This is a genomic window from Streptomyces curacoi (genome assembly GCF_001513975.1).
Taxonomy (GTDB): domain Bacteria; phylum Actinomycetota; class Actinomycetes; order Streptomycetales; family Streptomycetaceae; genus Streptomyces; species Streptomyces curacoi.
Map to the genome: position 1 here is coordinate 1 of NZ_KQ947991.1, position 25,495 is coordinate 25,495.

The 25,495-nt window shown below is 70.4% G+C and carries 18 protein-coding genes; 9 read left to right on the plus strand and 9 right to left on the minus strand.

Annotated features, from left to right (window positions below; all coding sequences use genetic code 11):
• Positions 1-467: 467 nt before the first annotated feature.
• Positions 468-917 (plus strand): PTS sugar transporter subunit IIA, encoded by a 450-nt coding sequence (locus AQI70_RS25915; RefSeq protein ID WP_062154181.1) that lies wholly within the window; start codon positions 468-470, stop codon positions 915-917.
• An 82-nt stretch (positions 918-999) separates the two neighbouring features.
• Positions 1,000-2,670, plus strand: a complete 1,671-nt coding sequence (gene ptsP / locus AQI70_RS25920; protein ID WP_062154183.1) for a phosphoenolpyruvate--protein phosphotransferase — start codon at positions 1,000-1,002, stop codon at positions 2,668-2,670.
• Positions 2,671-2,740: 70 nt separating this feature from the next.
• Here the strand turns inward: ptsP and AQI70_RS25925 are convergent, their stop codons facing one another.
• Together AQI70_RS25925 and AQI70_RS25930 are read right to left on the minus strand one after the other, a co-directional pair.
• A complete protein-coding gene (locus AQI70_RS25925; RefSeq protein ID WP_062154185.1) occupies positions 2,741-3,634 on the minus strand; it encodes a hypothetical protein in 894 nt (297 codons plus the stop codon).
• Between the two features lie 135 nt (positions 3,635-3,769).
• Positions 3,770-5,737, minus strand: coding sequence for an acetoacetate--CoA ligase (locus tag AQI70_RS25930; protein WP_062154187.1), 1,968 nt, complete (start codon positions 5,735-5,737; stop codon positions 3,770-3,772).
• A gap of 212 nt (positions 5,738-5,949) precedes the next feature.
• On the opposite strand from AQI70_RS25930, the gene AQI70_RS25935 reads away from it, so the two are divergent.
• Complete coding sequence (locus AQI70_RS25935; protein WP_062154189.1) at positions 5,950-8,316, plus strand: glycoside hydrolase family 31 protein; 2,367 nt, start codon at positions 5,950-5,952, stop codon at positions 8,314-8,316.
• A 2-nt stretch (positions 8,317-8,318) separates the two neighbouring features.
• Here the strand turns inward: AQI70_RS25935 and AQI70_RS25940 are convergent, their stop codons facing one another.
• Positions 8,319-8,855 (minus strand): NUDIX domain-containing protein, encoded by a 537-nt coding sequence (locus tag AQI70_RS25940; protein ID WP_004002789.1) that lies wholly within the window; start codon positions 8,853-8,855, stop codon positions 8,319-8,321.
• A 47-nt stretch (positions 8,856-8,902) separates the two neighbouring features.
• Positions 8,903-9,712: a M15 family metallopeptidase gene (locus AQI70_RS25945; protein ID WP_062154191.1), complete on the minus strand. Its 810-nt coding sequence runs from the start codon at positions 9,710-9,712 to the stop codon at positions 8,903-8,905.
• Positions 9,713-9,956: 244 nt separating this feature from the next.
• Here AQI70_RS25945 and AQI70_RS25950 point away from each other — a divergent pair, with 244 nt between their 5' ends.
• The 5 genes from AQI70_RS25950 to glpK all read left to right on the plus strand — a co-directional run bounded on the left by AQI70_RS25950 (position 9,957) and on the right by glpK (position 16,138).
• The gene (locus tag AQI70_RS25950; RefSeq protein WP_062154930.1) at positions 9,957-10,382 is read left to right on the plus strand and encodes a Zn-ribbon domain-containing OB-fold protein; all 426 of its coding nucleotides are present in this window, start codon (positions 9,957-9,959) and stop codon (positions 10,380-10,382) included.
• The gene (locus AQI70_RS25955; RefSeq protein WP_062154928.1) at positions 10,379-11,569 is read left to right on the plus strand and encodes a lipid-transfer protein; all 1,191 of its coding nucleotides are present in this window, start codon (positions 10,379-10,381) and stop codon (positions 11,567-11,569) included. Before AQI70_RS25950 ends, AQI70_RS25955 begins: the two co-directional genes overlap by 4 nt.
• 169 nt (positions 11,570-11,738) lie before the next feature.
• Positions 11,739-13,394, plus strand: a complete 1,656-nt coding sequence (locus tag AQI70_RS25960) for a GGDEF domain-containing protein (RefSeq protein ID WP_062154193.1) — start codon at positions 11,739-11,741, stop codon at positions 13,392-13,394.
• Between the two features lie 484 nt (positions 13,395-13,878).
• Entirely contained in the window at positions 13,879-14,604 is a 726-nt protein-coding gene (locus AQI70_RS25965) for an MIP/aquaporin family protein (RefSeq protein WP_062154195.1), read from the plus strand.
• Positions 14,605-14,626: 22 nt separating this feature from the next.
• Positions 14,627-16,138: a glycerol kinase GlpK gene (gene glpK, locus AQI70_RS25970; protein ID WP_062154197.1), complete on the plus strand. Its 1,512-nt coding sequence runs from the start codon at positions 14,627-14,629 to the stop codon at positions 16,136-16,138.
• 193 nt (positions 16,139-16,331) lie between these two features.
• Here glpK and AQI70_RS25975 read toward each other — a convergent pair whose 3' ends face one another.
• From AQI70_RS25975 to AQI70_RS25995, 5 genes are read right to left on the minus strand one after another with little or no spacing between them, the layout of a single operon-like run.
• The gene (locus tag AQI70_RS25975; RefSeq protein WP_062154199.1) at positions 16,332-16,937 is read right to left on the minus strand and encodes a GTP-binding protein; all 606 of its coding nucleotides are present in this window, start codon (positions 16,935-16,937) and stop codon (positions 16,332-16,334) included.
• Entirely contained in the window at positions 16,918-20,556 is a 3,639-nt protein-coding gene (locus AQI70_RS25980; protein ID WP_062154201.1) for a hydantoinase B/oxoprolinase family protein, read from the minus strand. The genes AQI70_RS25975 and AQI70_RS25980 overlap by 20 nt, the downstream gene beginning before the upstream one ends.
• A 24-nt stretch (positions 20,557-20,580) precedes the next feature.
• Positions 20,581-20,976, minus strand: coding sequence for a DUF742 domain-containing protein (locus AQI70_RS25985; protein ID WP_062154202.1), 396 nt, complete (start codon positions 20,974-20,976; stop codon positions 20,581-20,583).
• Between the two features lie 9 nt (positions 20,977-20,985).
• Positions 20,986-21,423, minus strand: coding sequence for a roadblock/LC7 domain-containing protein (locus AQI70_RS25990; protein ID WP_062154205.1), 438 nt, complete (start codon positions 21,421-21,423; stop codon positions 20,986-20,988).
• A complete protein-coding gene (locus tag AQI70_RS25995) occupies positions 21,420-24,275 on the minus strand; it encodes a nitrate- and nitrite sensing domain-containing protein (RefSeq protein ID WP_062154207.1) in 2,856 nt (951 codons plus the stop codon). Before AQI70_RS25995 ends, AQI70_RS25990 begins: the two co-directional genes overlap by 4 nt.
• Positions 24,276-24,696: 421 nt before the next feature.
• Here AQI70_RS25995 and AQI70_RS26000 point away from each other — a divergent pair, with 421 nt between their 5' ends.
• The gene (locus tag AQI70_RS26000) at positions 24,697-25,338 is read left to right on the plus strand and encodes a hypothetical protein (protein WP_062154209.1); all 642 of its coding nucleotides are present in this window, start codon (positions 24,697-24,699) and stop codon (positions 25,336-25,338) included.
• Positions 25,339-25,495: the final 157 nt, after the last annotated feature.

The following is a 25,495-nucleotide window of genomic DNA, read 5'->3' on the forward strand; positions in this document are numbered from 1 at the left end:
TTTTTTTTCAAAGGAACCTCGTCCCAGCAGATGCTGGAGACGGGGTATCAACATATCTGGCGTTGATTTTTGGCACGCTGTTGAGTTCTCAAGGAACGGTCGCTTCCTTTGTACTCACCCTCGCGGGCTTTCCTCCGGGCGCTTCCCTTCGGTGTTTCCAACTCTATCAGTGTTTTTCCGACTCCCTGACCACCGTCCTGCGAGCACGCAGAAGGCGACCCCGAAAGAGGATCTGATAGTTGGATGCCGCTCAGGCCGGACACGTGGTCGCGTCACTCATCCCCGAGCAGGAGTACAACTGTACACGCAGTCGCGGAGCCGGTGCAAATCCATGTGAGATATGGTCTAGACCACTCCGCAGCGCCCGCGCGGAGCCTGCACTTCATGTGACATACCCTGCTGAACAGTGTGCCGTCCTGCACAGGCAGCGACGGCCCCTATCGATCTCCACCCCTGGGAGGCTTCCCATGACCACCGTGACGTCCCCGCTAGTAGGACGCGCCGTCGGACTGGCATCCGTGCCCGATCCGGTCTTCTCCGGGGCCATGGTCGGCCCGGGCACGGCGATCGACCCCGTGCGTGAGCCCTCCGAGGCCGTGTCGCCCGTGGACGGAGTGATCGTCTCTCTGCACCCGCACGCCTTTGTCGTCGTGGACGAGCAGGGTCACGGTGTGCTCACCCACCTCGGTATCGACACCGTGCAGCTCAACGGCGAGGGCTTCGAGCTGCTCGTGAACAAGGGCGACACCGTGCAGCGCGGCCAGGGGATCGTCCGCTGGGACCCGTCAGCCGTCGAGGCGGCCGGTAAGTCCCCGGTCTGCCCAATCGTGGCGCTCGAAGCCACCGCCGAGGCCCTCTCCGATCTGCGTGACGACGGCGATGTGAAGGCCGGCGACAGTCTCTTCGTCTGGAAGTGACATCAGCGCCGTCGTGTGACGGCAAGTAGGGACGACAACCACCGCGGCGGCGGGACCCGCCGCACTATCGGAGACGGGTGAGATGGAGACAACGCTGCGAGGCGTCGGCGTGAGCCACGGGGTGGCGATCGGCGAGGTTCGGCACATGGGAACGGCGGTCCTCGAGCCGCCTGCCAAGCAGATTCCGGCCGAGGAAGCGGAGCGTGAACAGGGGCGCGCCCGTAAGGCCGTGGAGGCTGTGGCAGCCGATCTGATGGCGCGCGGCAATCTGGCGGGCGGCGAGGCCCAGGCGGTGCTCGAGGCGCAGGCCATGATGGCCCAGGATCCCGAGCTGATGGCGGACGTGGACCGGCGTATCGCCGTCGGCAGCACGGCCGAGCGCGCCGTGTACGACGCCTTTGCCGCGTACCGCGAGCTGCTGGCCGGTGCCGGTGAGTATCTCGCCGGTCGTGTGGCCGACCTCGATGACGTGCGGAATCGTATCGTCGCCCGTCTGCTCGGAGTCCCGATGCCGGGTGTCCCGGACAGCGACGAGCCCTATGTCCTTGTCGCTCGGGACTTGGCCCCGGCCGACACGGCGCTGCTGGACCCCACCCTCGTGCTCGGCTTTGTCACCGAGGAGGGTGGGCCGACCAGTCACAGCGCGATTCTGGCCAGGGCGCTCGGGGTGCCGGCCGTGGTCGCGCTGCCGGGTGCCGGTGAGCTCGCCGAGGGTACGGTCATCGCCGTCGACGGCAGCACCGGTGACATCTTCGTGAACCCGAGCGAGGCGAAGAAGGCCGAGCTCGAGGCCGCTGCCGCCGCGCGCAAGGCCGCCCTCGCGGCGTCGACCGGGCCGGGTGCCACCGCTGACGGCCACAAGGTGCCGCTGCTGGCCAACGTCGGCGGACCGTCCGACGTGGCGGCCGCTGTCGAGGCGGGCGCCGAGGGTGTCGGTCTGTTCCGCACCGAGTTCCTGTTCCTCGACGACAGCAAGAAGGCACCGTCGGAAGAGAAGCAGGTCGAGGCCTACCGGCAGGTTCTTGAGGCCTTCCCCGAGGGGCGGGTCGTCGTACGTGTCCTCGATGCCGGAGCGGACAAGCCGCTGGACTTCCTGACGCCGGCTGATGAGCCGAACCCGGCGCTGGGTGTGCGTGGTCTGCGGACGCTGCTGGACCACCCCGAGGTGCTGCGCACCCAGCTGACGGCTCTCGCCAAGGCGGCAGAGGGGCTGCCCGTCTACCTTGAGGTCATGGCCCCGATGGTGGCGGACCGTACCGATGCGAAGGCGTTCGCGGGCGCCTGCCGGGCAGCCGGGCTGCAGGCGAAGTTCGGCGCGATGGTGGAGATCCCGTCGGCCGCGCTGCGGGCACGTTCGATTCTGCAGGAGGTCGAGTTCCTGTCGCTGGGGACGAACGATCTCGCGCAGTACACCTTCGCCGCGGACCGTCAGGTGGGTGCGGTGTCCCGTCTGCAGGATCCATGGCAGCCCGCGCTGCTCGACCTGGTCGCGCTGTCCGCGGAGGCGGCGAAGGCCGAGGGCAAGAGCTGCGGCGTCTGTGGTGAGGCCGCGTCCGACCCGCTGCTGGCGTGTGTGCTGACCGGTCTGGGTGTCACCTCCCTGTCCATGGGGTCGGCGTCGATCCCTTACGTTCGGGCGACGCTGGCGAAGTACACGCTGGCGCAGTGTGAGCGTGCGGCTGCGGCAGCGCGGGCGGCGGACAGCGCCGAGGAGGCGCGCAGCGCGGCTCAGGCGGTGCTGTCCGGCGAGTAGCCGGAGCAGTACGGCTGCGCGCCCGTTGCTGTGGGGCGCTCCACCTGCGGGTGGGGCGCCCCTCCTGCGTTCAGTGGTGGTGTCCTGGTGGCGCCACCTCGGTGCCGAGATCCGGCGGCACGCAGTAGTCGACGCCCGATTCCGGGGAGATGAGATCTCCGGATTCGATGTCGGTGCAGTAGGCGTCGAAGACCTCGCCTGCGGTGAGGGGTTCCAGACCGTCTCCGCGCAGGCGCCATCCGTAGATGCGGTCGGATGTGCCGGGAGCGCTGGTCCGCATGACGAGTCCGCCGGGGCTTCGGGTGGCGAGGCCGAGGGCGAGAACCGTGGTGAACTCCAGGGCTTCGGCCTCGTCGAGATGTGTTGCGCCCTCGGCGTCCTCGTCGGCGTGCAGGACGGCGACAAGTGCTTCCGGGGTCCCGGTGACGCTGCAGACGAGGTGTCGGCTGCCCGGCTGGGCCGTTTCCAGGATGCGCAGGACGAGGTTCGTGGCGCGAGTGAAGGCGGCGCGGCCGAGGTCCTCGCCGCAGGCGGCGCAGGCGCCGAGTCGCGCCAGCAGTGTGGACGCGTACTCCCAGGTGGCCTGTCGGACGGCTTCGTCGACGAGGGCGGGCACCAAGTCTGCCAGGGGCTGGCCCTCGTAGGGGAGGGTGGGTCCCGTGGTCGCCAGTTCGGCCGTGAAGCGTGTGCGGCTGGAGGGGATGTCGGGGTCGAGGCCTGTTTCCGTGCAGAATTCGGCGTATTCCTGCGGATCGAACAGGGCGATCGTCGTATGGCTGCCTTGGGAGGCCCGCGTCCTGAGGAGGGCTTCCACCTGTTGCAGATAGATCTTGTGGTCGTCGAAGGTGAAGCTGCGGTAGCGCCGCATGGCGCGGAAATCGTGCTCGTCGGTCAGCAGGCCGATCGTGCCGGCGATTTCGCGGCGCAGGACGCGTCGCATCGTCTGGTGGTCGGTGTGTGCCACGGTTCCCCCTGTGCGCAGTCGATCAATGCTCACTCACAGTAACCGGCGGCACTGACAACGGGGCTGGGCGATGGTGTTGCGGAGGGCCGGCCTCGGACTTCGCCGTGCTTCGGTGCGTCCGAGGCCGGACGTCGGTCAGGCGCGCTTGCGGGCCAGGTCCTCGTAGAAGTGCAGGAGGTCGAGGTTGTCGATGGAGCCGGGGTTGACCGCCTTCTCGAGCGGTGTGCCCTGGAGGAGGCGTTTGACCGGGACCTCGATGCGCTTTCCGGTGAGGGTGTGGGGGACGCCGGGCACCTCGATGATCTCGTCCGGGACGTGACGCGGTGAGAGCTGTTCGCGGATGGTCTGCTTGATGCGGCCCAGGAGGGCCTCGTCGAGCACGGCTCCGGGGACCAGGTGCACGAACAAGGGCATCCAGTAGCCGCCGTCGGGCTGCTCGATGCCGATGACGAGGGATTCCTTGATCTCGGGGAGGCGCTCCACGGCCTCGTAGATGTCGGCCGACCCCATCCGCACGCCCTGGCGGTTGAGAGTCGAGTCGGAGCGTCCGTGGATGACCACGGAGCCGCGTGAGGTGACCGTGATCCAGTCGCCGTGGCGCCATACGCCCGGGTAGGTGTCGAAGTAGCTGTCGTGGTACCGGCTGCCGTCGGGGTCGTTCCAGAAGTGGATGGGCATGGACGGCATGGGGTTCGTGACCACGAGCTCGCCCACTTCGTCGATGAGGGGCTTGCCGCTGGGGTCCCAGGACTGCAGGTCGGTGCCGAGGCTGGGGGCCTGGAGCTCACCGACGTACACCGGCAGGGTGGGCACGGCTCCCGCGAAGCAGGAGCACACGTCCGTGCCGCCGCTGACGGAGGCGATCCAGAGGTCGTCGCGGACCTCGTCGTGCAGCCAGCGGAACCCGTCGGGCGGCAGGGGTGATCCGGTGGTGGCGACGCATCGCACCTTGGTGAGGTCGAAGTCGCGGGCCGGATGCACGTCGGCCTTGCGGCAGGCCATGACGTAGGCGGCCGAGGTGCCGTAGAGGGTGGCTTGCGTGCGTTCGGCGACTCGCCACTGGGCGCCCGTGTCGGGATAGCCCGGGCTGCCGTCGTAGAGAACGATCGTGGTGCCGGTGAGGAGGCCGGAGACGAGGAAGTTCCACATCATCCAGCCCGTCGAGGTGTACCAGAAGAAGCGGTCCTCGGGGCCCAGGTCGCAATGCAGGCCGAGTTGTTTGAGGTGCTCGACGAGGATGCCGCCCTGGGACTGGACGATGGCCTTGGGGAGGCCGGTCGTGCCGGAGGAGTAGAGCACCCAGAGGGGGTGGTCGAAGGGCACCTGCTCGAATACGGGTTCCTCGTCGGCGGCTGTGAGTGCCTGCCACTCCAGTGCGCCTTCGGGGGCCGGTGTGCCGAGGAGCGGGATGTGGACCACGGCGCGCAGGGTGGGCAGCTCCCGGCGCAGTTCGGCGACGATGTCACGGCGGTCGTGCTCCTTGCCGCCGTAGCGATAGCCGTCGACGGTGAACAGCACGACCGGTTCGACCTGCTGGAAGCGGTCGAGGACGCTGCGCGCGCCGAAGTCGGGGGCGCAGGAGGTCCAGACGCCGCCGACGGCAGCTGTAGCGAGCAGGGCGACGACGGCCTGCGGGATGTTCGGGAGGTAGCCGCTGACTCGGTCTCCGGGGCGTACGCCGAGGGCGCGCAGCTCGGCGGCGAGGGAGCCGACCTGGCGGCGCAGCTCGGACCAGGTCACGGGGCGGGGCTCGTGGGATTCGTCGACGTACAGGAGCGCGGGTTCGTCGGAGCGTGTCGCGGCGGCGCGCAGGGCGTGCTCGGCGTAGTTCAGGGTCGCGCCGGGGAACCACTGGGCGCCGGGCATCGAGCGGTCGCCCAGCACGCGCGCGTAGGGCGTGGCGAAGCGTACGTCGAACCACTCCGTGACGGCTTTCCAGAAGGTGTCCAGTTCGTCGACCGACCAGCGGTGCAGGGCCGCGTAGCCGCCCTCGGAGGGGGCACCGTGGTTTTCGGCGGCCCAGGCCTGGAATTTCGTGACCTGAGCCTGGGCGATGCGCTGCGGATCTGGCTGCCAGAGCGGGTGGGGGTTCTCGGTCGACATGGGGCGGCTCCCGGACTGTGCGCGTCGTGTGCGTCTTCCGCGCACGGCTGGGGTGTGCGCGTGACGCGGATGACACGGACGATGCCATGTGATCGACTTCTGCACCAGGGTGCGCCCCACACAGTCCGTGTCGTGAAGATGTGGTCCCGGCACGGGTGAACGGCAGTTGAACAGCACGCGGGCGTGGGGCGGTCAATGGCAGGCTGAGCAGCATGGACGGTCGTGACCTGGTGCGTTCGATGAAGGCGGTCGGTTCGGTGGGGGCGGCACAGGGGTTGCGTACCGTACGAGCGGCGTGGCGCAGGAGGCGTGCCGACGCGGCGGGGCTGCCGCCCCGGGGTGCCGAGCGCGCCCGGGTGCCCGGCACCGTGCAGGAGGTGCAGCCCGGTCCTGGGGGCGGGGTCATCCGGTTCAGCCGGTCCGAGCTGCGCGTCACCGTCGCCGTGAACGGCGCCGTCTTCTGGGGCTGGGACGGAGCCGCTCCGGAGCCTTCCTACGCGCTCGCGGGCGCCTGTCCGGAGCCGGATCCGCGGGCGGTGCTGGAGCCGGACAAGGACGGCGGCTGGCGGGTCGTGGCCGAGCGGGTGACGGTCGTGATCTCCAGACACGGCGCCGTGGAGGTCCAGACGCCCGGTGGCGTGACACTGCGCCGTGACCTGCCGCCACGCTGGTGGGAGCCTGTCGGCGGTGGGCCGGCACGGTGGCTGCAGCGGTCGGAGGTGGCCGCGGACGCGCGGTTCTTCGGGCTGGGAGGGCGGGCGTCGGGGCCTCGGCTGAGAGGCGGAACGTACCGGCTGTGGAACACCGACCCCGGCTATGCGTTCGGTCCCGCGGACGACCCGCTGTACATCACCATGCCGGTGCAGCTGGTGGTGGCCGACGCGGGCACCCACCTGGCGTTCCACGACACGTCGTGGGACGGCGCGGTGACGCTGCGGGAGGGCGAGGAGGGCGCCGGTTCCGGACATGATCGGGCGGGGGTCAGCGAACTGCGGATGGACGGCGGTCCGCTGCGCTGCTGGGTGATGGTGGGCACTCCCGCGCGCGTGCTGCTCGTCTGGGCCTCCCTCACGGGAGCGGCGGCGCTGCCGCCGGCGTGGGCGCTGGGCCACCATCACGCGCGGTGGGGGTTCGGCAGCGAGCAGGAGGTGCGGCGGATCGTTTCGGGTTACCTGGAGCGGGGCCTGCCGCTGGACGCGGTCCATCTGGACATCGATCACTACGACGAGCATCAGGTGTTCACGGTCGACAGCGAGGGCTTTCCCAAACTGCCGCAGCTCGCCGAGGACCTGCGGCGGGACGGGATCCGCCTGGTGTCGATCGTGGACGCGGCGGTCAAGGCCGAGCCGGGCAATGCCGTGTACGACAGCGGGACGGCGGAGGACGCGTTCGTCAGGGACGCTTCGGGGCGGCTCGTGCGCGGGGTGGTGTGGCCCGGGGAGTCGGTCTTTCCGGACTTCACGCACGCACGCGTGCGGCGGTGGTGGGGTGGACTGTACGCCGAGCGGCTGGCGCAGGGCTTCTCCGGCTTCTGGCACGACATGAACGAGCCGACGTCGTTCGCCGCCTTCGGGGAGTCGACGCTGCCGCGTTCGGCCCGGCACTCCCTGGAGGGCCGGGGCGGGGACCATCGGGAGGCGCACAACGTCTACGGCCTGTGCATGGCCAGAGCGGGTTACGAGGGGCTGCGCGAACTGGCGCCCGAGGAGCGGCCTTTCGTCTTCTCGCGCTCCGGGTGGGCCGGCATGCAGCGGTATGGAGGGACGTGGTCCGGTGATGTGGCCACGGGCTGGCCCGGGCTGCGGGCGTCGCTGTCGCTGGTCTTGGGCCTCGGGCTGTGCGGGGTGCCCTACTCGGGGCCGGACGTGGGTGGCTTCGACGGGAGTCCGTCGCCGGAGCTGTATCTGCGGTGGTTCCAGTTGGCCGCATATCTGCCGCTGTTCCGTACGCACGCGAGTCTGCGGGCCGGGCGCAGGGAACCGTGGGAGTTCGGTCCCGAAGTGCTGGAGCACGCGCGCGTGGCGCTCGTCGAGCGTCGGAGGCTGCTGCCGTACTTCGTGACGCTGGCGCATCTGGCCCGGCGCACAGGAGCGCCGTATGTACGTCCGGTGTGGTGGTCGACGCCCGAGGACCGTGCACTGCGCGACTGCGAGGATGCGTTTCTGCTGGGCGACTGCCTGCTGGTGGCGCCGGTGCTGGAGCCAGGCGCTGACCGGCGTGTGGTGCAGCTGCCACGCGGGCGCTGGTACGACACGGTGACGGAGCGGGCGTACGAGGGGCCGACGCAGGTTGTCGTCGACGCACCGCTGTCGCGGATCCCGGTGTTCGCGCGCTCGGGTGCCGTCGTCCCGGTACGAGGGGACGACGGCGGGCTGGAGCTGGAGGTGTGGGCGCCCGCCCGGGGGCGTACCGGGGGCGGGCTGGTCGTGCCGGATGCGGGTGACGGCTGGGACGAGCCGGAGGTCGAGCGCTACGTCACCCGCTGGGAGGGCCGAAGGCTGGTCGTCGAGCGGGAGGGTGAGGACGGTGTGATGGCGTTGCCCCGCCCGGTGCGTGTGCGAGGGATCGGCGAGCGCTGAGTTCAGACGTAGCGGCCCTCGAAGAACGCCCGCACGGCCAGGGTGTGCAGCGGGAAGGCGAGCTCTTCCGGCCTGCGCAGGAGGTGCCAGCCCTCGGTCTCGTCCGTGGCGGCCGCGGTCGGCAGGCGGTCGGCGGGCCGTTCCGGAAGAAGTCCGAAGAGCAGCAGGTGGCCGTCGGGAGAGCTCATCGCGTCGACGAGCCGTACGTCGCGGCCGGCCGCGTCGATGCCGGTCTCTTCCTTGAGTTCGCGCACGACGGCGTGGCGCCAGTCCTCGCGGTCGTCGATGTAGCCGCCCGGCAGGGCGATGCCCCCGCGCGCGGGGGCGACGGTTCGGGTGATGACGACCAGGGCGGTGCCCTTCGTGTCGTACACGGGCTGGAGTGCGATCGCTACGGGCAGCGGATTGCGGTACGCCACGGTGCCGCACGCCGGGCAGGTGCGGGGCCAGCCGGAGACGCCCTCTCCGTAGGGCGCGCCGCAGCTCGAACAGTGGGAGTCCGCTGCGGAGTTGGGGGCGGAGAACTGAGTTTCGGACACGCGGCGGACTGTATCCGATCACTGGAAGGGCGTCTTCCGGGGGCCGGTCACCAGTGCGGGGTGAGGGACTTCGAGGACACCGGGAAGTCGAAGTAGGTGTCCGGGTAGGGCTCGGGCTTGTACGTGTAGTGCCACCATTCTTCGGCGAGGTTCACGAATCCGAGGGCTTCGAGGGTGCTCTTGAGCAGCAGCCGGTTGGCGCGTTGTTCGCCCTGGATGCGCGGGTCGAGGGTGTGGGAGAGGGTGTCGAAGCAGTCGAAGCCGGTGCCCATGTCGACGGAGTTGTCGGGGAATCGCTCGTCCTGGGGTGCGTAGCAGGGGACCAAGGGCTCTCCGGGTACGTACGGCCTGGTGGGCTTGGCCGGCAGCCGGACGAGCGTCAGGTCGACGGTGGAGCCGCGGCTGTGGCCGGATTTCTCCGCGATGTAACCGTCCGAGAACAGACGGGTCTTGTCGACGTTCGGGTAGAACTCCTCCTTCATGGCCTCGTCGTCGAGGTCCTCCGCCCAGCGCACGAAGTGGTCGACGGCGCGCTGCGGGCGGTAGCAGTCGTACACCTTGAGGGTGTAGCCCTGGGGCAGCAGCCGTTGCTGGGCCTTGTGGAGCGCTTCGGCGGCGGGTCGGGTGAGGATGCAGAGAGGCTGTCGGTAGCCGTCGATGCGCTCGCCCACGAAGTTGTGCGGGGTGAAGTACCTCATCTCCTGGACGATGGTGCGGTCGACGCTTCTCAGCGCCACGAAGTCCTTCGGCGCTTTTGGTTCGGTCTTCGCCTGGGCGGTGGTGGGGGCGGCGGTCACCGCCAGCAAGGTGGCGAACGTGGCGACCAGTCCCCGCACCGCGGTCGAGAGTCGTGTCATGTGTTCTGCATCTATCAGGAGTGTGTTCCGCCGGGGAAGCGATCGGATGCAGTGCGCCCGGAAAGTCGAGCGGGGGCGGCCGGTGCCACCCCCGTGAGCCCCGGCCGCCCCTCCCCTACCTCGACGCCGGACGGGCCGGTCCGGTTCGTCTGCCGCCCTGCCGCTTTCCGGTTGCCCATGGCACACTTCTGACGTCCCGTCAGGTCCACTGCCAGGAGGGGCTATGCCACGCAAGCGCACACCGGTGGTCGTCGGGTGGTTCGACGGTGACGGGGACGAGTTCCGGCTCCTGGGCACCCGTTGCTCGACCTGCGCGTCGGTCTTCTTTCCGCGCGAGGACGCCCACTGCCGCAACCCGGGCTGCCCGGGTGGTGAGCTGGACGAGGTCCCGCTCTCACGGCGCGGGCGCGTGTGGTCCTACACGGACAGCCGGTACCGACCCCCGTCACCCTATGTGACCAACCCGGAACTTCCCTGGGAGCCGTACGCGTTGATCGCTGTGGAGCTGGAGTCCGAACGCCTAGTGGTGCTGGGGCAGGCGGTTCCCGGTGTCACCGTCGCCGATCTGACGGTGGGCATGGAGGTGGAGGTCGTTCCCGGCGTGCTCCATGAGGACGCGGAGACGATCTGGACGACCTGGCAGTGGCGGCCGACGGGGGTGACGGCATGACGGGAGACGTGGCGGTGCTCGGCGCGGGGATGCATCCCTGGGGCAAGTGGGGGCGCGCCTTTGTCGAGTACGGGGTGGCGGCGGCACGCGCGGCGCTCGCCGACGCCGGACTGGAGTGGCGGGACATCGGGTCGATCGTCGGTGCGGACACCGTGCGGGGCGGCTACCCGGGCTATGTGGCCGGGGCGACGTTCGCGAAGGCGCTCGGCTGGCAGGGTGCCCGGGTCACGAGCGTGTACGCGGCGTGCGCGTCCGGGGCGCAGGCCGTCGACACCGCTCGGGCCCAGATACTGTCGGGGCTCGCGGACGTGGTGCTGGTGGTGGGCGCCGATGCGGCACCCAAAGGGTTCTTCCGGCCGGCGGGCGGTGACCGGCCCGACGATCCGGACTGGCTGCGTTTCCGCGTCCTCGGTGCGACCAATCCGGCGTACTTCGGGCTGTACGCGCGTCGGCGGATGGCCGTGCACGGAGACACGCCGGAGGACTTCGCGCAGGTCAAGGTGAAGAACGCCGCCCTGGGCGCCCTGAATCCCTACGCGCGTTACCGCAAGCGGGTCACCGCCGAGGAGGTCGCCGCGTCTGCCGTGGTCGCCGATCCGCTGCGTCTGCTCGACATCTGCGCGACCTCGGACGGAGGGGCGGCGCTGGTGCTGGCCGGCATGGAGTTCGCGCGTCGACACGGGGTGAGGGATCCGGTGCGGATCCGGGCGGTGTCCACTGTCACGCCGCGCTATCCCAACACGGTCCTGGATCTGCCCGACATAGCGACGGACTCCGCGGTGGCCGTGCAGCCGACGGCCGAGACGTTCCGGGCGTCGATCGCGGGCGCGGCCTACGAGGAAGCGGGGGTCGGCCCCGAGGACCTCTCCTTCGCCGAGGTCTACGACCTGTCCACCGCGCTGGAGTTGCAGTGGTACGAGGATCTGGGGCTGTGCGGCGAGGGACAGGCCACGAAGCTGCTGAGGGACGGCGCGACGACGTTGGGTGGACGAATACCGGTGAACGTCAGCGGTGGGCTGGCCTCCTTCGGGGAAGCGGTCCCGGCTCAGGCGATCGCCCAGGTCTGCGAGCTCACCCGGCAGCTGAGGGGTGACGCGGGTGACCGGCAGGTCACCGGGGCGCGTGTCGGCATCGCGGCGAACCAGGGGCTGTTCGGGCACGGGTCGGCGGTGATCGCCGTCCGGTGAAGCAGGGTGGTGCGACGAGCCCGAGTGGTCGGTCGCGTGAGCGTGGCGTCATCGGCGTACCGAGCAGGAGGATGCGTCAGTCCTACGCTGTGTGAGCGAGCCGGAATCCTGCGTGAACGTCTCATGAACTGGGCTCGGGCGGTGTGCGCAGTAGCGCCATCATGCTCCCGTGCGCTCCTGGACGGATACTCTCCGCTTCGCCTTCCAACCGGTGGTCAATCTGACGACCGGCGGAGTCGCGGGGCTGGAGATACTCGCCCGCCCGGAGACCGGCGACGTCCTGGCCGAGGCACGCCGCGATCCCGAAATCGACGGCACACTCGCCGTGTTGGCGTTCCGTGCGGCGGCTCGCAAGGAGACGTTGCTGCCCCTGTACGTCAACGTGTTCGCCGGGACCCTCGCCGACCTCGGCGGCCTCACACCGCTGCACGACGCCGTGCGCGCGGCGGGGCGGCTGCCGTGGGAGGTGACGGTCGACGTCGGCCCGCCGTACACGCATGTGCCTCAGCAGGCACTGCTGGAGGCGATCGGCGCGCTGCGCGAGCAGGGTTTCCGGATCAGCGCCGATGGTGTCGGCGACGGGGACGTGCCGCTGCGGTTGCTCACCGACATGACGCCGGACCTGGTGAAACTCGACGCGTGCCTGCTGGCGCGGCCGGCGGCGGTACGGGCGATGCGGACCCTGTGCGAGCAGTTGGACGCGCTCCTGTGCGTGGAGGGGGTGGAGACGGAGCTGCAGTGCGCGTCCGTACGGTCGGCCGGTGCGCAGCTGGCCCAGGGTGAGCTGTTCGCTCCGCCCGCTCGGTTGCCCGCGGCAGAGGTATACGTTCCGCCTCGCTCCCCAGGAGCGGTCGTGCCGCCGCCCTCGGGGCCGTCGGTGCGGGAGTTCGTGCGGCCGGCCGCGTTGCTCCCCGCCGGCGCGTCGGCGGGACAGGTGCGGGCGCTGCTGACCGGGTCGCCGGACGTGTCCGGGGTGCTGCTGGTGGACGCGAACGGCGTGCCCGTCCGGTCCGTGCACCGCTCGCGTTTCCTGCTGTCGATGTCGGGACGGTACGGCCATGCCCTGTATGCCGACCGGCCCGCGGCCAAGCTCAGCGATCCGCCGCGCACGGTGGGCGTCGATGCCACCGCGTGGGAGGTGCTGGACGTGGTAGCGGTCGGCGGCCGGGACCGCACGTCGGACGATGTGGCCGTGGTCGACCGGTACGGCCGGTGCGTGGGCGTGGTACGGCTCGCGGACCTGGTGCGGGCTCTTGCCGAGACCCGCGTCGAAGAGGCCGCCGGGCTCAATCCGCTGACCCGGCTGCCGGGTTCGGACGCAATCACGGGTGAGGTGGACCGGCGGATCGCCGACGGGCGTACGTTCGCGCTGAGCTGGCTGGACGTGGACCACTTCAAGCAGGTCAATGACGGCGCCGGGTTCGCCGCGGGAGACGAGCTGATCCGGTCGGTCGGGCGGGCGCTGCAGCGGGCGGCGTCCGACAGTACCCGGGTGGGCCACATCGGCGGGGACGACTTCCTCGTACTCGCGGATCCGGAGGGGCTGCATCCGCTGGCCGCCTCCGTGCTGGACACGTCGTGGTCGGCGGGCGGACGTCCCGTCACCCTGTCGCTGGCCACGGTCCTGTGCCGGCCCGGGAGCGTGACGGACCATCGGCAGGCCGCCGCCTGTCTCGCGCCGCTGAAGAAGGCCGCGAAGTCACTGAGCGGGGCGAGCTGGGTGCTGGGCCGCGCCGGACTGCCCGGACACGAGATCCTGCGCGGGGTGGAAGCGGCGTCGGACCAGGCCGAGTGGGCGGCGGTGGCGGAGCCGGGCAGGGGGTGAGACGCTTCTTCTACGAGGTCGGCGGAGGCCGGGAGGCGTCCGTACGGCCTGAGCACAGACATGGCCTTCGACCCCTGCCGGGTTCAGCAGGAACTGGCCTCCCTGCCGGCCTCAGCAGGGCCTCGGTGTCCGTCCCACCCGCGAACGGGCGTGCCGCGAGCCCGGTCGCCGACGGTCCGTGACCCGTCGGCGCGCCCTCAACCGTTGCGTCGGCGACCTTGACGCCCCCTGAACGCCGGTGAACACTTCCCGGTGTCGGCCGACATCGCCGTACATTCTCGGCGTATCCACGCACTGCGCCGCGCGGTTCCGCCTTGCACCAAGGCCCTTTCCCCCACGGGCGAGTCGGCTGCGACGGCACGCTCGTCACGGACGCCGGGCGGGGCGCGGGACCCTCCCTGCCTTCGGCTGAAGTCGCCATGGGAAACGCACCCCGCACGGAGAAACCGGGGCCGATCGTCCCGGTCAGGGCCTAGGAGCCGCCATGAGCAACGCAGACATCTTCCTCGGTGAGGTCATCGGTACCGCGATCCTGATCCTCTTCGGGGCCGGAGTGGTCGCCGCCGTCGTACTCAACTACTCCAAGGCGAAGGACGCGGGCTGGGTCGTCATCGCGTTCGGCTGGGGATTCGGCGTGATGACCGGCGCGTACACGGCAGCCCCGCTCTCCGGCGGGCATCTGAATCCGGCGGTGACACTCGGGATCGCCATCGACACCGGTGAGTGGGACAAGGTCCACTTCTACATCGCCGGCCAGATGGTCGGCGCGATTCTCGGTGCGGTGCTGTGCTGGCTGGTCTACTTCGCCCAGTTCCAGGCCAACGCCGACGAGGAGATCGCTCAGCCGACCCTCGGGATCTTCTCCACGGCGCCCGCGATCCGCAATCCCGTGGCGAACCTCGTCACCGAGATCATCGCGACCATCGCGCTGGTGCTGCCGATCCTGGCCTTCGGCCTGACCAAGGGGCTCGGCGAGTCCGGCACCGCGATTCTGATCGTCTCGTTCCTGGTGGTCGGTATCGGTCTGTCGCTGGGCGGTCCCACGGGATACGCCATCAACCCGGCCCGCGACCTGGGCCCGCGCATCACCCACGCCTTGCTCCCGATCCCCAACAAGGGCACCTCGGACTGGGGTTACGCGTGGGTCCCGGTGGTGGGCCCGCTGATCGGCGGGGCGCTGTCCGGGCTCATCTTCAACGCAGCCTTCTGAAGGAACCGACGAAGGGGACGTCATGACGGACAAGTTCGTCGCCGCTATCGACCAGGGCACCACCTCCAGCCGCTGCATCATCTTCAACCAGGACGGCGCCATCGTGGCCGTCGACCAGCGCGAGCACCGCCAGATCTTCCCCAAGCCCGGCTGGGTGGAGCACGACGCCACCGAGATCTGGTCCAAGGTGCAAGCGGTGGTGGCGGGGGCGATCGCCAAGGCCGGACTGCGCGCCGACCAGCTCAGTGCCCTCGGCATCACCAACCAGCGCGAGACGACGGTCCTGTGGGACCGGGCCACGGGCAAGCCGGTGCACAACGCGATCGTGTGGCAGGACACGCGTACCGCGGCGCTGTGCAACCAACTCGGCGGCGCGGACGGACAGGACCGTTTCCGCGAGCAGACCGGGCTGCCGCTGGCCAGCTACTTCTCCGGCCCCAAGGCGGCCTGGCTGCTGGACAACGTGCCCGGCCTCAGGGCGCGTGCCGAGCACGGCGAGATCGCCTTCGGCACCATCGACTCCTGGCTGATCTGGAACCTCACCGGCGGCACGGACGGCGGGCACCATGTCACCGATGTGACGAACGCCGGACGCACCATGCTGATGAACCTGGAGACCCTCCAGTGGGACTCCTCGATCCTGTCCGCCATGAACGTGCCCGAGGCGGTCCTGCCGGAGATCAGGTCCTCGGCCGAGGTCTACGGCACCGCAGTGGGCCAACTGGCCGGTGTGCCCGTCGCCTCCGCGCTGGGCGACCAGCAGGCGGCAGTGTTCGGGCAGGCCTGCTACGACGTGGGCACGGCGAAGAACACGTACGGCACGGGCAGCTTCCTGCTGCTCAACACCGGCAACCGGCCGGTGCCGTCGAAGAGCGGGCTGCTGACGACGATGGGCTACAAGATCGGCAGCGAGGCGCCGGTGTACTGCCTGGAGGGGTCGATAGCCATAACGGGCGCGCTGGTCCAATGGTTCCGCGACCAGCTCGGCATCATCCGCACCGCCGACGAGATCGAGCCCTTGGCGGCGAGCGTGGAGGACAACGGCGGCGCGTACATCGTGCCCGCCTTCTCCGGTCTGTTCGCACCGTACTGGCGCTCCGACGCGCGCGGCGTCATCACGGGCCTGACGCGGTACGTCACCAAGGCGCACCTCGCCCGCGCGGTGCTGGAGGCGACGAGCTGGCAGACGCGCGAGGTCGTGGACGCCATGTACCAGGACTCCGGAGTGCAGATCACGACCCTGAAGGTCGACGGCGGCATGACGAAGAACAACCTGCTCATGCAGCATCAGGCGGATGTGCTCGACGTGCCGGTGATCCGGCCCAAGGTCTCCGAGACCACCTGCCTGGGTGCCGCCTACGCGGCAGGCCTGGCCACCGGCGTGTGGAACGACCTGGACGAGCTCAAGGCGCACTGGGCGAAGGAGGCCGAGTGGACGCCCGCCATGTCCGCCGAGGTGCGGGACCGCGAGTACCACAACTGGCGCAAGGCGGTGGAGAAGAGCTTCGGCTGGCAGGAGGACGGCCAGAACTGACCGTGCACTCGGGCGCGGTCCACGCGCGCGTGCGTCGTGCGTGAACGACGGGCGTGCGTCGTGCGTGAACCACGCGCGCGTCGTGCGTGAACCACGCGCGCGCGTGTCTCTCGTGAGGCGCACGCACGCGTGCCCATGAGCCGCGGCCCGTACCCCGGTCGGCGGGGGTACGGGCCGTGTCGCGCGCCGGCCCTCAGGTGGTCACGGTCTGGCGGCGGTCCGCCTGGTAGGCCATGGCGTGCTGAACGACGCCGATGAGGACTTCCTTGACGGACTCCCGGTCGCGGGCGTCGCACAGCAGCAGCGGTACGTCGTCGTCGAGGTCGAGGGCCTGACGGACGTCCTCAACCGGGTAACGGGCGGCTCCCTCGAAGCAGTTGACTGCGACGAGGAAGGGTATGGAGCGTCGTTCGAAGTAGTCGACGGCCGCGAAGCAGTCCTCCAGGCGGCGGGTGTCGGCGAGGACCACCGCGCCGAGCGCGCCCTCCGAGAGCTCGTCCCACATGAACCAGAACCGCTCCTGACCGGGCGTGCCGAAGAGGTACAGCACCAGGTCCTCGCGCAGCGTGATGCGGCCGAAGTCCATGGCCACGGTGGTGGTGCGCTTGCCCTCGACACCGCTCGTGTCGTCGACCGGGCGTCCGGCCTCGGTGAGCAGTTCCTCGGTGCGCAGCGGCCTGATCTCGCTGACCGCGCCGACGAGGGTGGTCTTGCCCACGCCGAAGCCGCCGGCCACCAGGATCTTGAGCGTGACGGGCTCGACCGGAGGCTTCCCGCGCTCAGAACGCCCGAAGATCATCGATCTCTTCTCCTGCTTGGTAAGGGTCGGGTGACGGTGGGCCGTAGCCTCCGCCGCCGGGGGTTTCGATGACGAGTACGTCGCCGGGGCCGACGTCCACAGAGTCGCTTCCGGCGAGTGCGGTGACCGTGCCGTCCGCGCGTTCGACGCGGTTGGCTCCCAGCGCGCCCGGTTCGCCGCCCGCCATGCCGTACGGCGGGACCCTTCGGTGCTGGGACAGCGTGGAGACGGTCATGGGCTCGTGGAACCGGATGCGGCGCACGGCACCGTCCCCGCCGCGCCACTGCCCGGCGCCCCCGCTGCCACGCCGTACGGCGAACTCGTCGAGCTGTACGGGCAGTCGCCACTCCAGGACTTCGGGATCGGTGAGCCGTGAGTTGGTCATGTGGGTCTGGACGACGGGCGCGCCGGGGAATCCGTCGCCGGCGCCGGATCCGGAGGCCACGGTCTCGTAGTACTGGTGGCGTTCGTTGCCGAAGGTGACGTTGTTCATCGTGCCGGAGCCCTCGGCCTGGACGCCCAGCGCGGCGTAGAGGGCGCCGGTGATGGCCTGGGAGGTCTCCACGTTGCCCGCGACGACCGCCGCAGGGGGTTCGGGCGCGAGCATGGAGCGGGGCGGCACGATGATCCGCAGAGGGCGCAGACAGCCGTCGTTGAGCGGGATGTCGTCGGCGACAAGGGTGCGGAAGACGTACAGGACAGCCGCGTTGACGACCGAGAAGGGGGCGTTGAAGTTCGTGGCCAGCTGCGGTGATGTGCCGGTGAAGTCGACGGTGGCGGAGCGGTTCTCGCGGTCCACGCGCACGCGTACCCGGATGACGGCGCCGGAGTCGGTCTCGTAGGCGTACTCGCCGTCGTCCAGGGCGTCGATGACGCGGCGGACCGCTTCCTCGGCGTTGTCCTGGACGTGCCTCATATAGGCCTGGACGACGTCGAGGCCGAAGTCCTCGATCATCCGGGCGACTTCGTCGACGCCCTTCTGGTTGGCCGCGATCTGGGCGCGCAGATCGGCCAGGTTGGTCTTCGGGTTGCGGGACGGGTAGGGCGCCTCGGTGAGCAGGCGGAGGGTCTCCTCCTCGCGGAAGCGGCCGTTCTCGGCGAGGAGCCAGTTGTCGAAGAGGATTCCCTCCTCCTCGATGGTGCGGCTGTTCGCGGGCATGGAGCCGGGGGCGATGCCGCCGATCTCGGCGTGGTGGCCGCGTGAGGCGACGTAGAAGAGGATCCGGTCACCCTCCGTGCTCGCGGTGTCGAAGACGGGGGTAATCACGGTGACGTCGGGCAGGTGGGTGCCGCCGTGGTACGGGTCGTTGACGGCGTAGGTGTCGCCGGGGCGCATCCGCGGTCCGCGGCGCCGGATGACCTCCTTGACGCTCGTGCCCATCGAGCCCAGGTGGACGGGGATGTGCGGGGCGTTGGCCACCAGGTTTCCGTCCGGGTCGAAGAGCGCGCAGGAGAAGTCCAGGCGTTCCTTGATGTTGACGGACTGGGCGGTGGATTCGAGGCGGGCGCCCATCTGCTCGGCGATGGACATGAAGAGGTTGTTGAACACCTCAAGGAGAACCGGGTCGGCTTTTGTGTCGACGTCGGAACTCTGCGTAATCGCCATGCGTTCCATGACCAGATGCCCGTCGTCGGACGCCGCGGCCTGCCAGCCGTCGTCGACGACGGTCGTCGCACTGGCCTCGGTGATGATCGCCGGGCCGGTGACGGTTTCGCCGGGGGGCAGGTGCTCACGGCGGTGGAGGGGTACGTCGCGCCAGATGCCGCCCGTGTGGAGGCGGACGGTCTGCGGGGCGGCCGGGCTGCCCTCCGGGGTGGCCTCATAGGGGGCGAGAGCGGAGAGATCGGGGGGTTCGGTGATGCCGGTGGCTTCGACGGAGAGGGCTTCGACGACGATCGGGCGGTCGAGGGTGAAGGAGTACGTGGCGCGATGACGTTCTTCGAAGGCACGCCGCATCGCGTCGGGCTCGGTCAGCTCGACGGTGAGGGTGGTGTCCGTGCCGTCGTAGCGGAGCTGTGCGCGGCGGGTGACCTTGATGCGGTTCTCGGGGATGTCCTCGTCGAGGAGTTCTCTACGAGCGGCTGCTTCGAGGCCGTCGGCCGTCTTCAGGACGCCGGGCATCGAGGCGGCCTGCAACGGTGCCTCGACGGACTGTTCGCGCATGGCCGTGGTGTCGGCGAGGCCGATGCCGAGCGCGGAGAGGACGCCGGCCATGGGCGGCACGAGGACGGTGCGGATACCGAGCGAATCGGCGACCATGCACGCGTGCTGGCCGCCCGCACCGCCGAAGGTGCTGAGGGCGTAGCGAGTGACGTCGTGGCCCTTCTGGACGGAGATCCGCTTCACGGCGTTGGCGATGTTGGCGACCGCGATCCGCAGGTAGCCCTCGGCGACCTGTTCGGGCGTGCGGTCGTCGCCGGTGTGCTCGCTGATGTCGCGTGCGAGGGCGCTGAAGCGCTCACGGACGAGGGCTTCGTCGAGGGCCTGGTCGCCGTCGGGGCCGAAGACCTTGGGAAAGTGGGCGGGCTGGATGCGGCCGAGCATGACGTTGGCGTCGGTCACGGCGAGCGGGCCGCCGCCCCGGTAGCAGGCGGGCCCTGGATCCGCGCCCGCCGAGTCAGGCCCTACGCGGTAGCGGGACCCGTCGAAGTGGAGGACCGAGCCGCCGCCGGCCGCGACGGTGTGGATGTCGAGCATGGGGGCGCGCAGCCGGACGCCGGCGATCTGTGTGGTGAACACACGTTCGTAGTCGCCCGCGAAGTGCGAGACGTCCGTGGAGGTGCCGCCCATGTCGAAGCCGATGACGCGGTCGTAGCCGGCGAGTTGCGACATGCGTGCCATGCCGACGATGCCGCCGGCGGGGCCGGAGAGGATGGCGTCCTTGCCGCGGAACTGCCCGGCTTCGGCGAGACCGCCGTTGGACTGCATGAACATCAGCCGTACGCCTCGGAGTTCGTCGGCGACGTGCCGGACGTAGCGGCGCAGCACAGGCGAGAGGTAGGCGTCGACGACGGCGGTGTCCCCGCGCGGCACGAGCTTCATCAGCGGGCTGACCTCGCTGGACAGCGAGATCTGCGGGAAGCCGACGCGGGCGGCGAGCCTTCCGACGGCCTGTTCGTGGGCGGGATGGAGGTGGCTGTGCATGCAGACCACGGCGACGGCGCGGATCCCGTCGTCGTACGCCTCCTGAAGAGGACCGGTGAGGGCGTCCAGGTCGGGGGCGTGCAGGACGGTGCCGTCGGCGGCGATGCGTTCGTCGACCTCGACGACGCGTTCGTACAGCAGCTCGGGGAGTTCGATGCGGCGGGCGAAGATGTGGGGGCGGTTCTGGTAGGCGATGCGCAGGGCGTCGCGGAAGCCACGGGTGACGACCAGCAGGGTCCGCTCGCCCTTGCGTTCGAGGAGGGCGTTCGTGGCGACCGTCGTGCCCATGCGGACGGCCTCGATGGTGTCCGGGGAGCCGTCCAGGAGCTCGCGTACGCCGGCGACGGCCGCGTCGGAGTATCGCGCCGGATTCTCCGACAGCAGCTTGTGCGTCAGCAGGCGGCCGTCCGGGCGTCGCGCGACGATGTCCGTGAAGGTGCCGCCTCGGTCGACCCAGAACTGCCAGCCGGTCACGTCACTACCCCGCTTCCACGCCGCTCACAGCGCCCGCAGGCCGTTGATCACGTCGCGCAGGATACTCTCGTCCACCAGCTCGGCAGGCGGTACGGGCCGGTTCACATGGACGAATTCCGCGTCCACGAGATCCCCGATGAGGACCCGTACGACTCCGATGGGCAGGTCGAGTTCGGCGGAGAGTTCGGCGACGGACTGCGGGGCGTCACGGCACAGTTCGACGATGTCCACGTGCTCCGGGGACAGCATCGAGTCCCCTTCCGGATCATCCGCGTGCGGTTCGGCGACGACCACCGCGATCAGGTCGAGGCGGTGCTGGGCCGCACTGGTGGTGCGGCCGCGCGTCATGGCGTACGGACGGACGACCGGCCCGGCCTCGTCGTCGAACCAGTGGCTTCTTCCCTGACCGTCAGCGCTCATGCCACCCCACTACCCGCCGGAGGGCAGATCGGTGCGCGGAGCGGTGCCCAGATGCACGCCGACCCGCTTGACGAGGAGCGTCATCTCGTATGCGACCTGGCCGACGTCCGAGTCGGCGTCCGAGAGCACGGCGAGGCAGCTGCCGTCACCGGCGGCCGTGACGAACAGGAAGGCGTCATCGAGTTCGACGACCGTCTGCCGGACGCTGCCCGCCTCGAAGTGGCGGCCCACGCCCTTGGCGAGGCTGTGGAACCCGGACGCGACGGCGGCCAGGTGCTCGCTGTCCTCGCGCGTCAGATCCTTGGACACCCCCGTCGGCAGGCCGTCGCCGGAGAGCACGACGGCCTTGCGGATGCTGGCGACGCGATCCACCAGGTCGTCGAGAAGCCAGTTGAGCTCGCCGGATTGGTTGGTCGCGATGTGGCCGGTCGCCTTCGGTGCGGTCATCGACCGTCCCCCTTAGTCGTTCCTTGTGGTGCTGAGCCGCTGTGGGCGCCATCGCCCGCGGCGTTCTCCTGGCGGCCGCGCTGCCAGCCGCGCTGGAGCGAGGCCATTCGGCTGCGTACCTCGTCCGCGTCCCGCTCGGCGACCTCCGTCGTGTCCTCGGCACGCCGTGCGGGGCCCTGCTTGAGCTGGGGAGCCAGGCTGGCCTGTCGTACGCGCCGGGGCAGCGGCCCCGTGCCGGTGCCGGTCTCCCGCTGTGGGTCGGCCGTGCCCCGCGTGGTGTCGTCGGGCCCGCTCGACGCGATCGCGGGGCGTCGCGTGCGCCTCGGCAGGGCCGGTGGCTCCGGCGGCTCGCCGCCGCGGCCGTGTCCGGCAGTGGGCGGAGCGCCGGCGCGGTCACCGATCCGGTCGGGTGCACCGGCCGCGTTGCCACGGGGTCCCGTACCGCGGCGGCGGCTCGGCAGCGGAGCCAGGCCGTTCGGCTCCGGACGGCCGGGGCCTGTCGACGGCTCCGGGTCCGCGTCCTGTCGCCGGGAGCGCTGCTCGGTGACCGGGCGTCCGTGCGAACTGACCAGCTTGGGTGTCCTGCGGCGGGGCAGCGGGACCGGGGCGCTCACATCGTCGTCCCGTTCGGCGGGGTCCGGTCCGCCATGGAGGCCGACGGCGGAGTGCGGTTCACCGAGCGGGTCTGCCGCCTCGTCCTCCAGCCGGGCGAGGGTGCGACGCGGACGGAAGAGACCGCCGCGTTCGCCGTCCTCGTCGTCGAGCGCGTCCGGGAAGTCGCTGAGGGCGTCGAGGTCGACGGGTGCCTCCAGCTCGACCGGGCCGTCCAGGAGCGAGGCGGGGAGGCCGGGCACACGGACCGGCACCTGGGAGAGGGCGGCCCGGCGCACCTCCTCCAGCTCGGCCTCCTTCGAGGGCGTGGGCCGGTCGAGGCGGAATCCGATGCCGTTGGTGTCCGGGATGTCGTCGGTGAGCAGCGCGTCGGGGATGAAGACGACGGCGGTGGTGCCGCCGTACGGCGACGGCTGCAGCGAGACCCGGACGTTCTGCCGCTGGGCGAGCCGGCTGACGACGAACAGGCCGAGCCGGTCGGTGTCGGACAACTCGAACTCGGGCGTCTCGGCGAGCCGGAGGTTGGCGTCCAGCAGCGCGTCGGCCGCCATACCCAGGCCGCGGTCGTGGATCTCCAGGGTGAAGCCGTTGGCGACCCGCTCGCCCAGCACCTGGACGGCGGTGTGCGGCGGGGAGAACACGGTGGCGTTCTCCAGGAGTTCGGCCACGAGGTGGGTGAGGTCGGCGACGGCAGGTCCGGTCACGGCGACGCGGGGCAGACGGCGGACCTCGATGCGCTCGTAGTCCTCGACCTCGGCGACCGCGGCGCGCACGACGTCCATGAGCTGGACGGGCTTGCGCCACTGCCGGGAGGGGGCGGCGCCGGAGAGGATCACCAGGCCTTCCGCGTGCCGGCGCATACGGGTCGTCAGGTGGTCGAGGCGGAACAGGTCGGCGAGTTCGTCGGTGTCCTCGGTGCGGCGTTCCATGGTGTCGAGGAGCGTGAGCTGCTTGTGGAGCAGGACCTGGCTGCGGCGGGCGAGGTTGACGAAGACCTCGGAGACACCGGCGCGCAGTTCGGCCTGTTTGACGGCGGCCTCGACGGCGGCGCGCTGCAGGGTGTTGAGGGCCTGGCCGACCTCGCCGATCTCGTTCTTGTCGTACTCCAGGCGTGGGACCTCGGTCTCCACGTCGACCTGTTCGCCTGCGGAGAGGCGGCGCATCACGCTCGGCAGCCGTACGCCGGACGCCTCGTGGGCCTCCAGCCGCAGCTGCCGCAGATCGCGGATGAGGCTGCGGCCGATGCGCACGGACAGGAAGAGCGAGAACAGCAGGGCCAGCAGACCGAGGACGCCGGCGACGGCCGCCTTGATGATGACGCCCATCGCGACGGGGCGGACTCGGTCCTGGTACCGGGCGCCCGCCTCGTCGTTGAGTTTGCTGAGCTCGCCGAGGACGCTGCCGGCGGCGGTGTCCCAGCTCTTGGCGTCGACCTTGCTGGGCCTGCCGGGCTGGGAGGAGATGACGGCCTGTTCGGCGACGCCCAGCGGAGCGGTGGAGGCGCTCTTCCAGAAGCGCTCGTAGCGTTCACGCTCGTTCGTGGGCAGGTCCGCCAGGCTGATGTCGTACATGAGGGTGCGCTGGGCGACGAGGTCGGAGACGCCGCGTATCTCGTCCCGGGAGAGCTTCCCGACCACGAGGGCGGAACTGAGCAGCGCGTCCTCGCGGGAGAGGAGTTCGCGGGCACGGGTGACGTTGAGGAGGGCGCGGGCCTGCTTGTCCATCGCCACGCTGTCGATCCCGTCGAGGGAGCCCAGCAGGGCGTAGCAGGGGTCGACGAGCCGGTTGTAGAGGTCGAGGGCCTTGGAGCGGGTCACCGTTCCGTCCTCGACGCTGCGGCGAAGTGGGTTGATGCCGTCGAAGGCGTCCAGTACCGCGGTGAGGCGCTCGGCGTCGCTCTCGTCCATCCCGTCGCGGACGTCTGGGTCCTTGGCGTTCTTGCGGATCTCGGCGACGGCGGTGTCGGTGGCGCTCCGGGTGGCCCGCAGCGCGGAGAGCGCGTCCGAGGCCCGGGGATCGGCGAGGTAGACGAGGGCCTGGCGGCGTTCCTGCTGCAGGACGCGGACGGCGTCCTCGGTGGAGTAGCCGATCTTCTCGACGAGGGCCGACACGGTGAACAGCTGGGCCACACCTCGCCCCGTGAGTACCGTGGCGAAGCCCCAGATCGCGGTCAGGGACACCAGCGGCACGAGAAGCAGCGCCACCATCTTCCGGCGGATCGACTTCCCGCGAAAGCGCATGGCCTCCCCCAGCTCAAACCCCCACCGGTCAGGGGGCACACCTGTGCGTCAACAATTGGCGCGAGCCTACTACCGACGCACAAGTAACTCGAAGAGGGATCCGGAACCTGAACTTCCGCTCCGGGGGCGAGACGTGGGGAGTTGTCCGGGCATTGGGGGAGATTGCCTCCCGCGATCCCACGACGCCCTCATGGACGGATCCGGCCGGTCTCCCGGGCCAGTTGGCCGGAAATTTATCTTCCCTGGGAATCTTCAGGCCGCGTCGATCGTCCTTCTCTACGGGAGATGGGGGCGGAATGGGCCACAGGAGCCGCATCCCGTCCCCGGGCGGCGTAAAACAGCGCAAGCCGGGCAACCACTGGGGAGCCGAGTCTTCGGACACGGGGCGAGCGGTCTGCTGGCAGTGGGGAGTGACACGGTGATGGGCACGGCGGAGCGGCGCGAGGCGCCCGAGGACGGCGCGACAGGACAGGCGACGGCGCGACGTGGCCCTGAAGCGCTGGATCGCGACATTCCGGCGGGCGGGCGCGATGCGGGTGGCAGCCCCGTTGCCGCGGGCGCGAGTGCGGTGGCGGTCGAGCGTGACGTTCCGGTCGGCTCCGGTGACAGGGCGGCCAGGGACGTGAGGGCGGCCGAAGCCATGGATGGCGGGGCGGCCCGGGAAGGTTCGGCGTACCGGCCGTTGTGGGTGGAGGAGCCCGCCCGGCGGCGCCGGATGCCGGATCCGGTGCGGACAGCGGCGGTGCGAGCGGTGCTGATCATCGCGGTGACGCTGATCCAGGCGATGGTGGCCTTTCTGTGCACCCTGGCGGAGTCGTGGCTCGCGTTCCCGATGGTGATCAGCAGTGTGGTCAGCACGGTGGTGGCCACTTGGGGCGCCCTCGACGTCTGGGTGACCCGCCAGGTGTGGAACCAGCGCCACGGCGTCGTCTCGACGCCGAGCAGCACGGCGCGCTCGCTGCGGCGCGAGCGGCGACGGGCGCGACGACAGGCGCGGGAGGCCGAGCGCACCCAGGAGCGAATACGCCGACAGCGTGGGACCGGGCAGTTGTCCCACTCCTGAACCGGCTGGGAGGGTCCGTCGCTGAGGGCTGAGTGAGCGTCATCCGGCATGCTGGCCATGCCTGACCACGCTTGACCACACCTGGCCAACCAGGCCGCCCAGCGGCTCCTAGAGCGCGTCGCGGACCGGCCCGCATCCGCCGACAGGAGACGCCCGC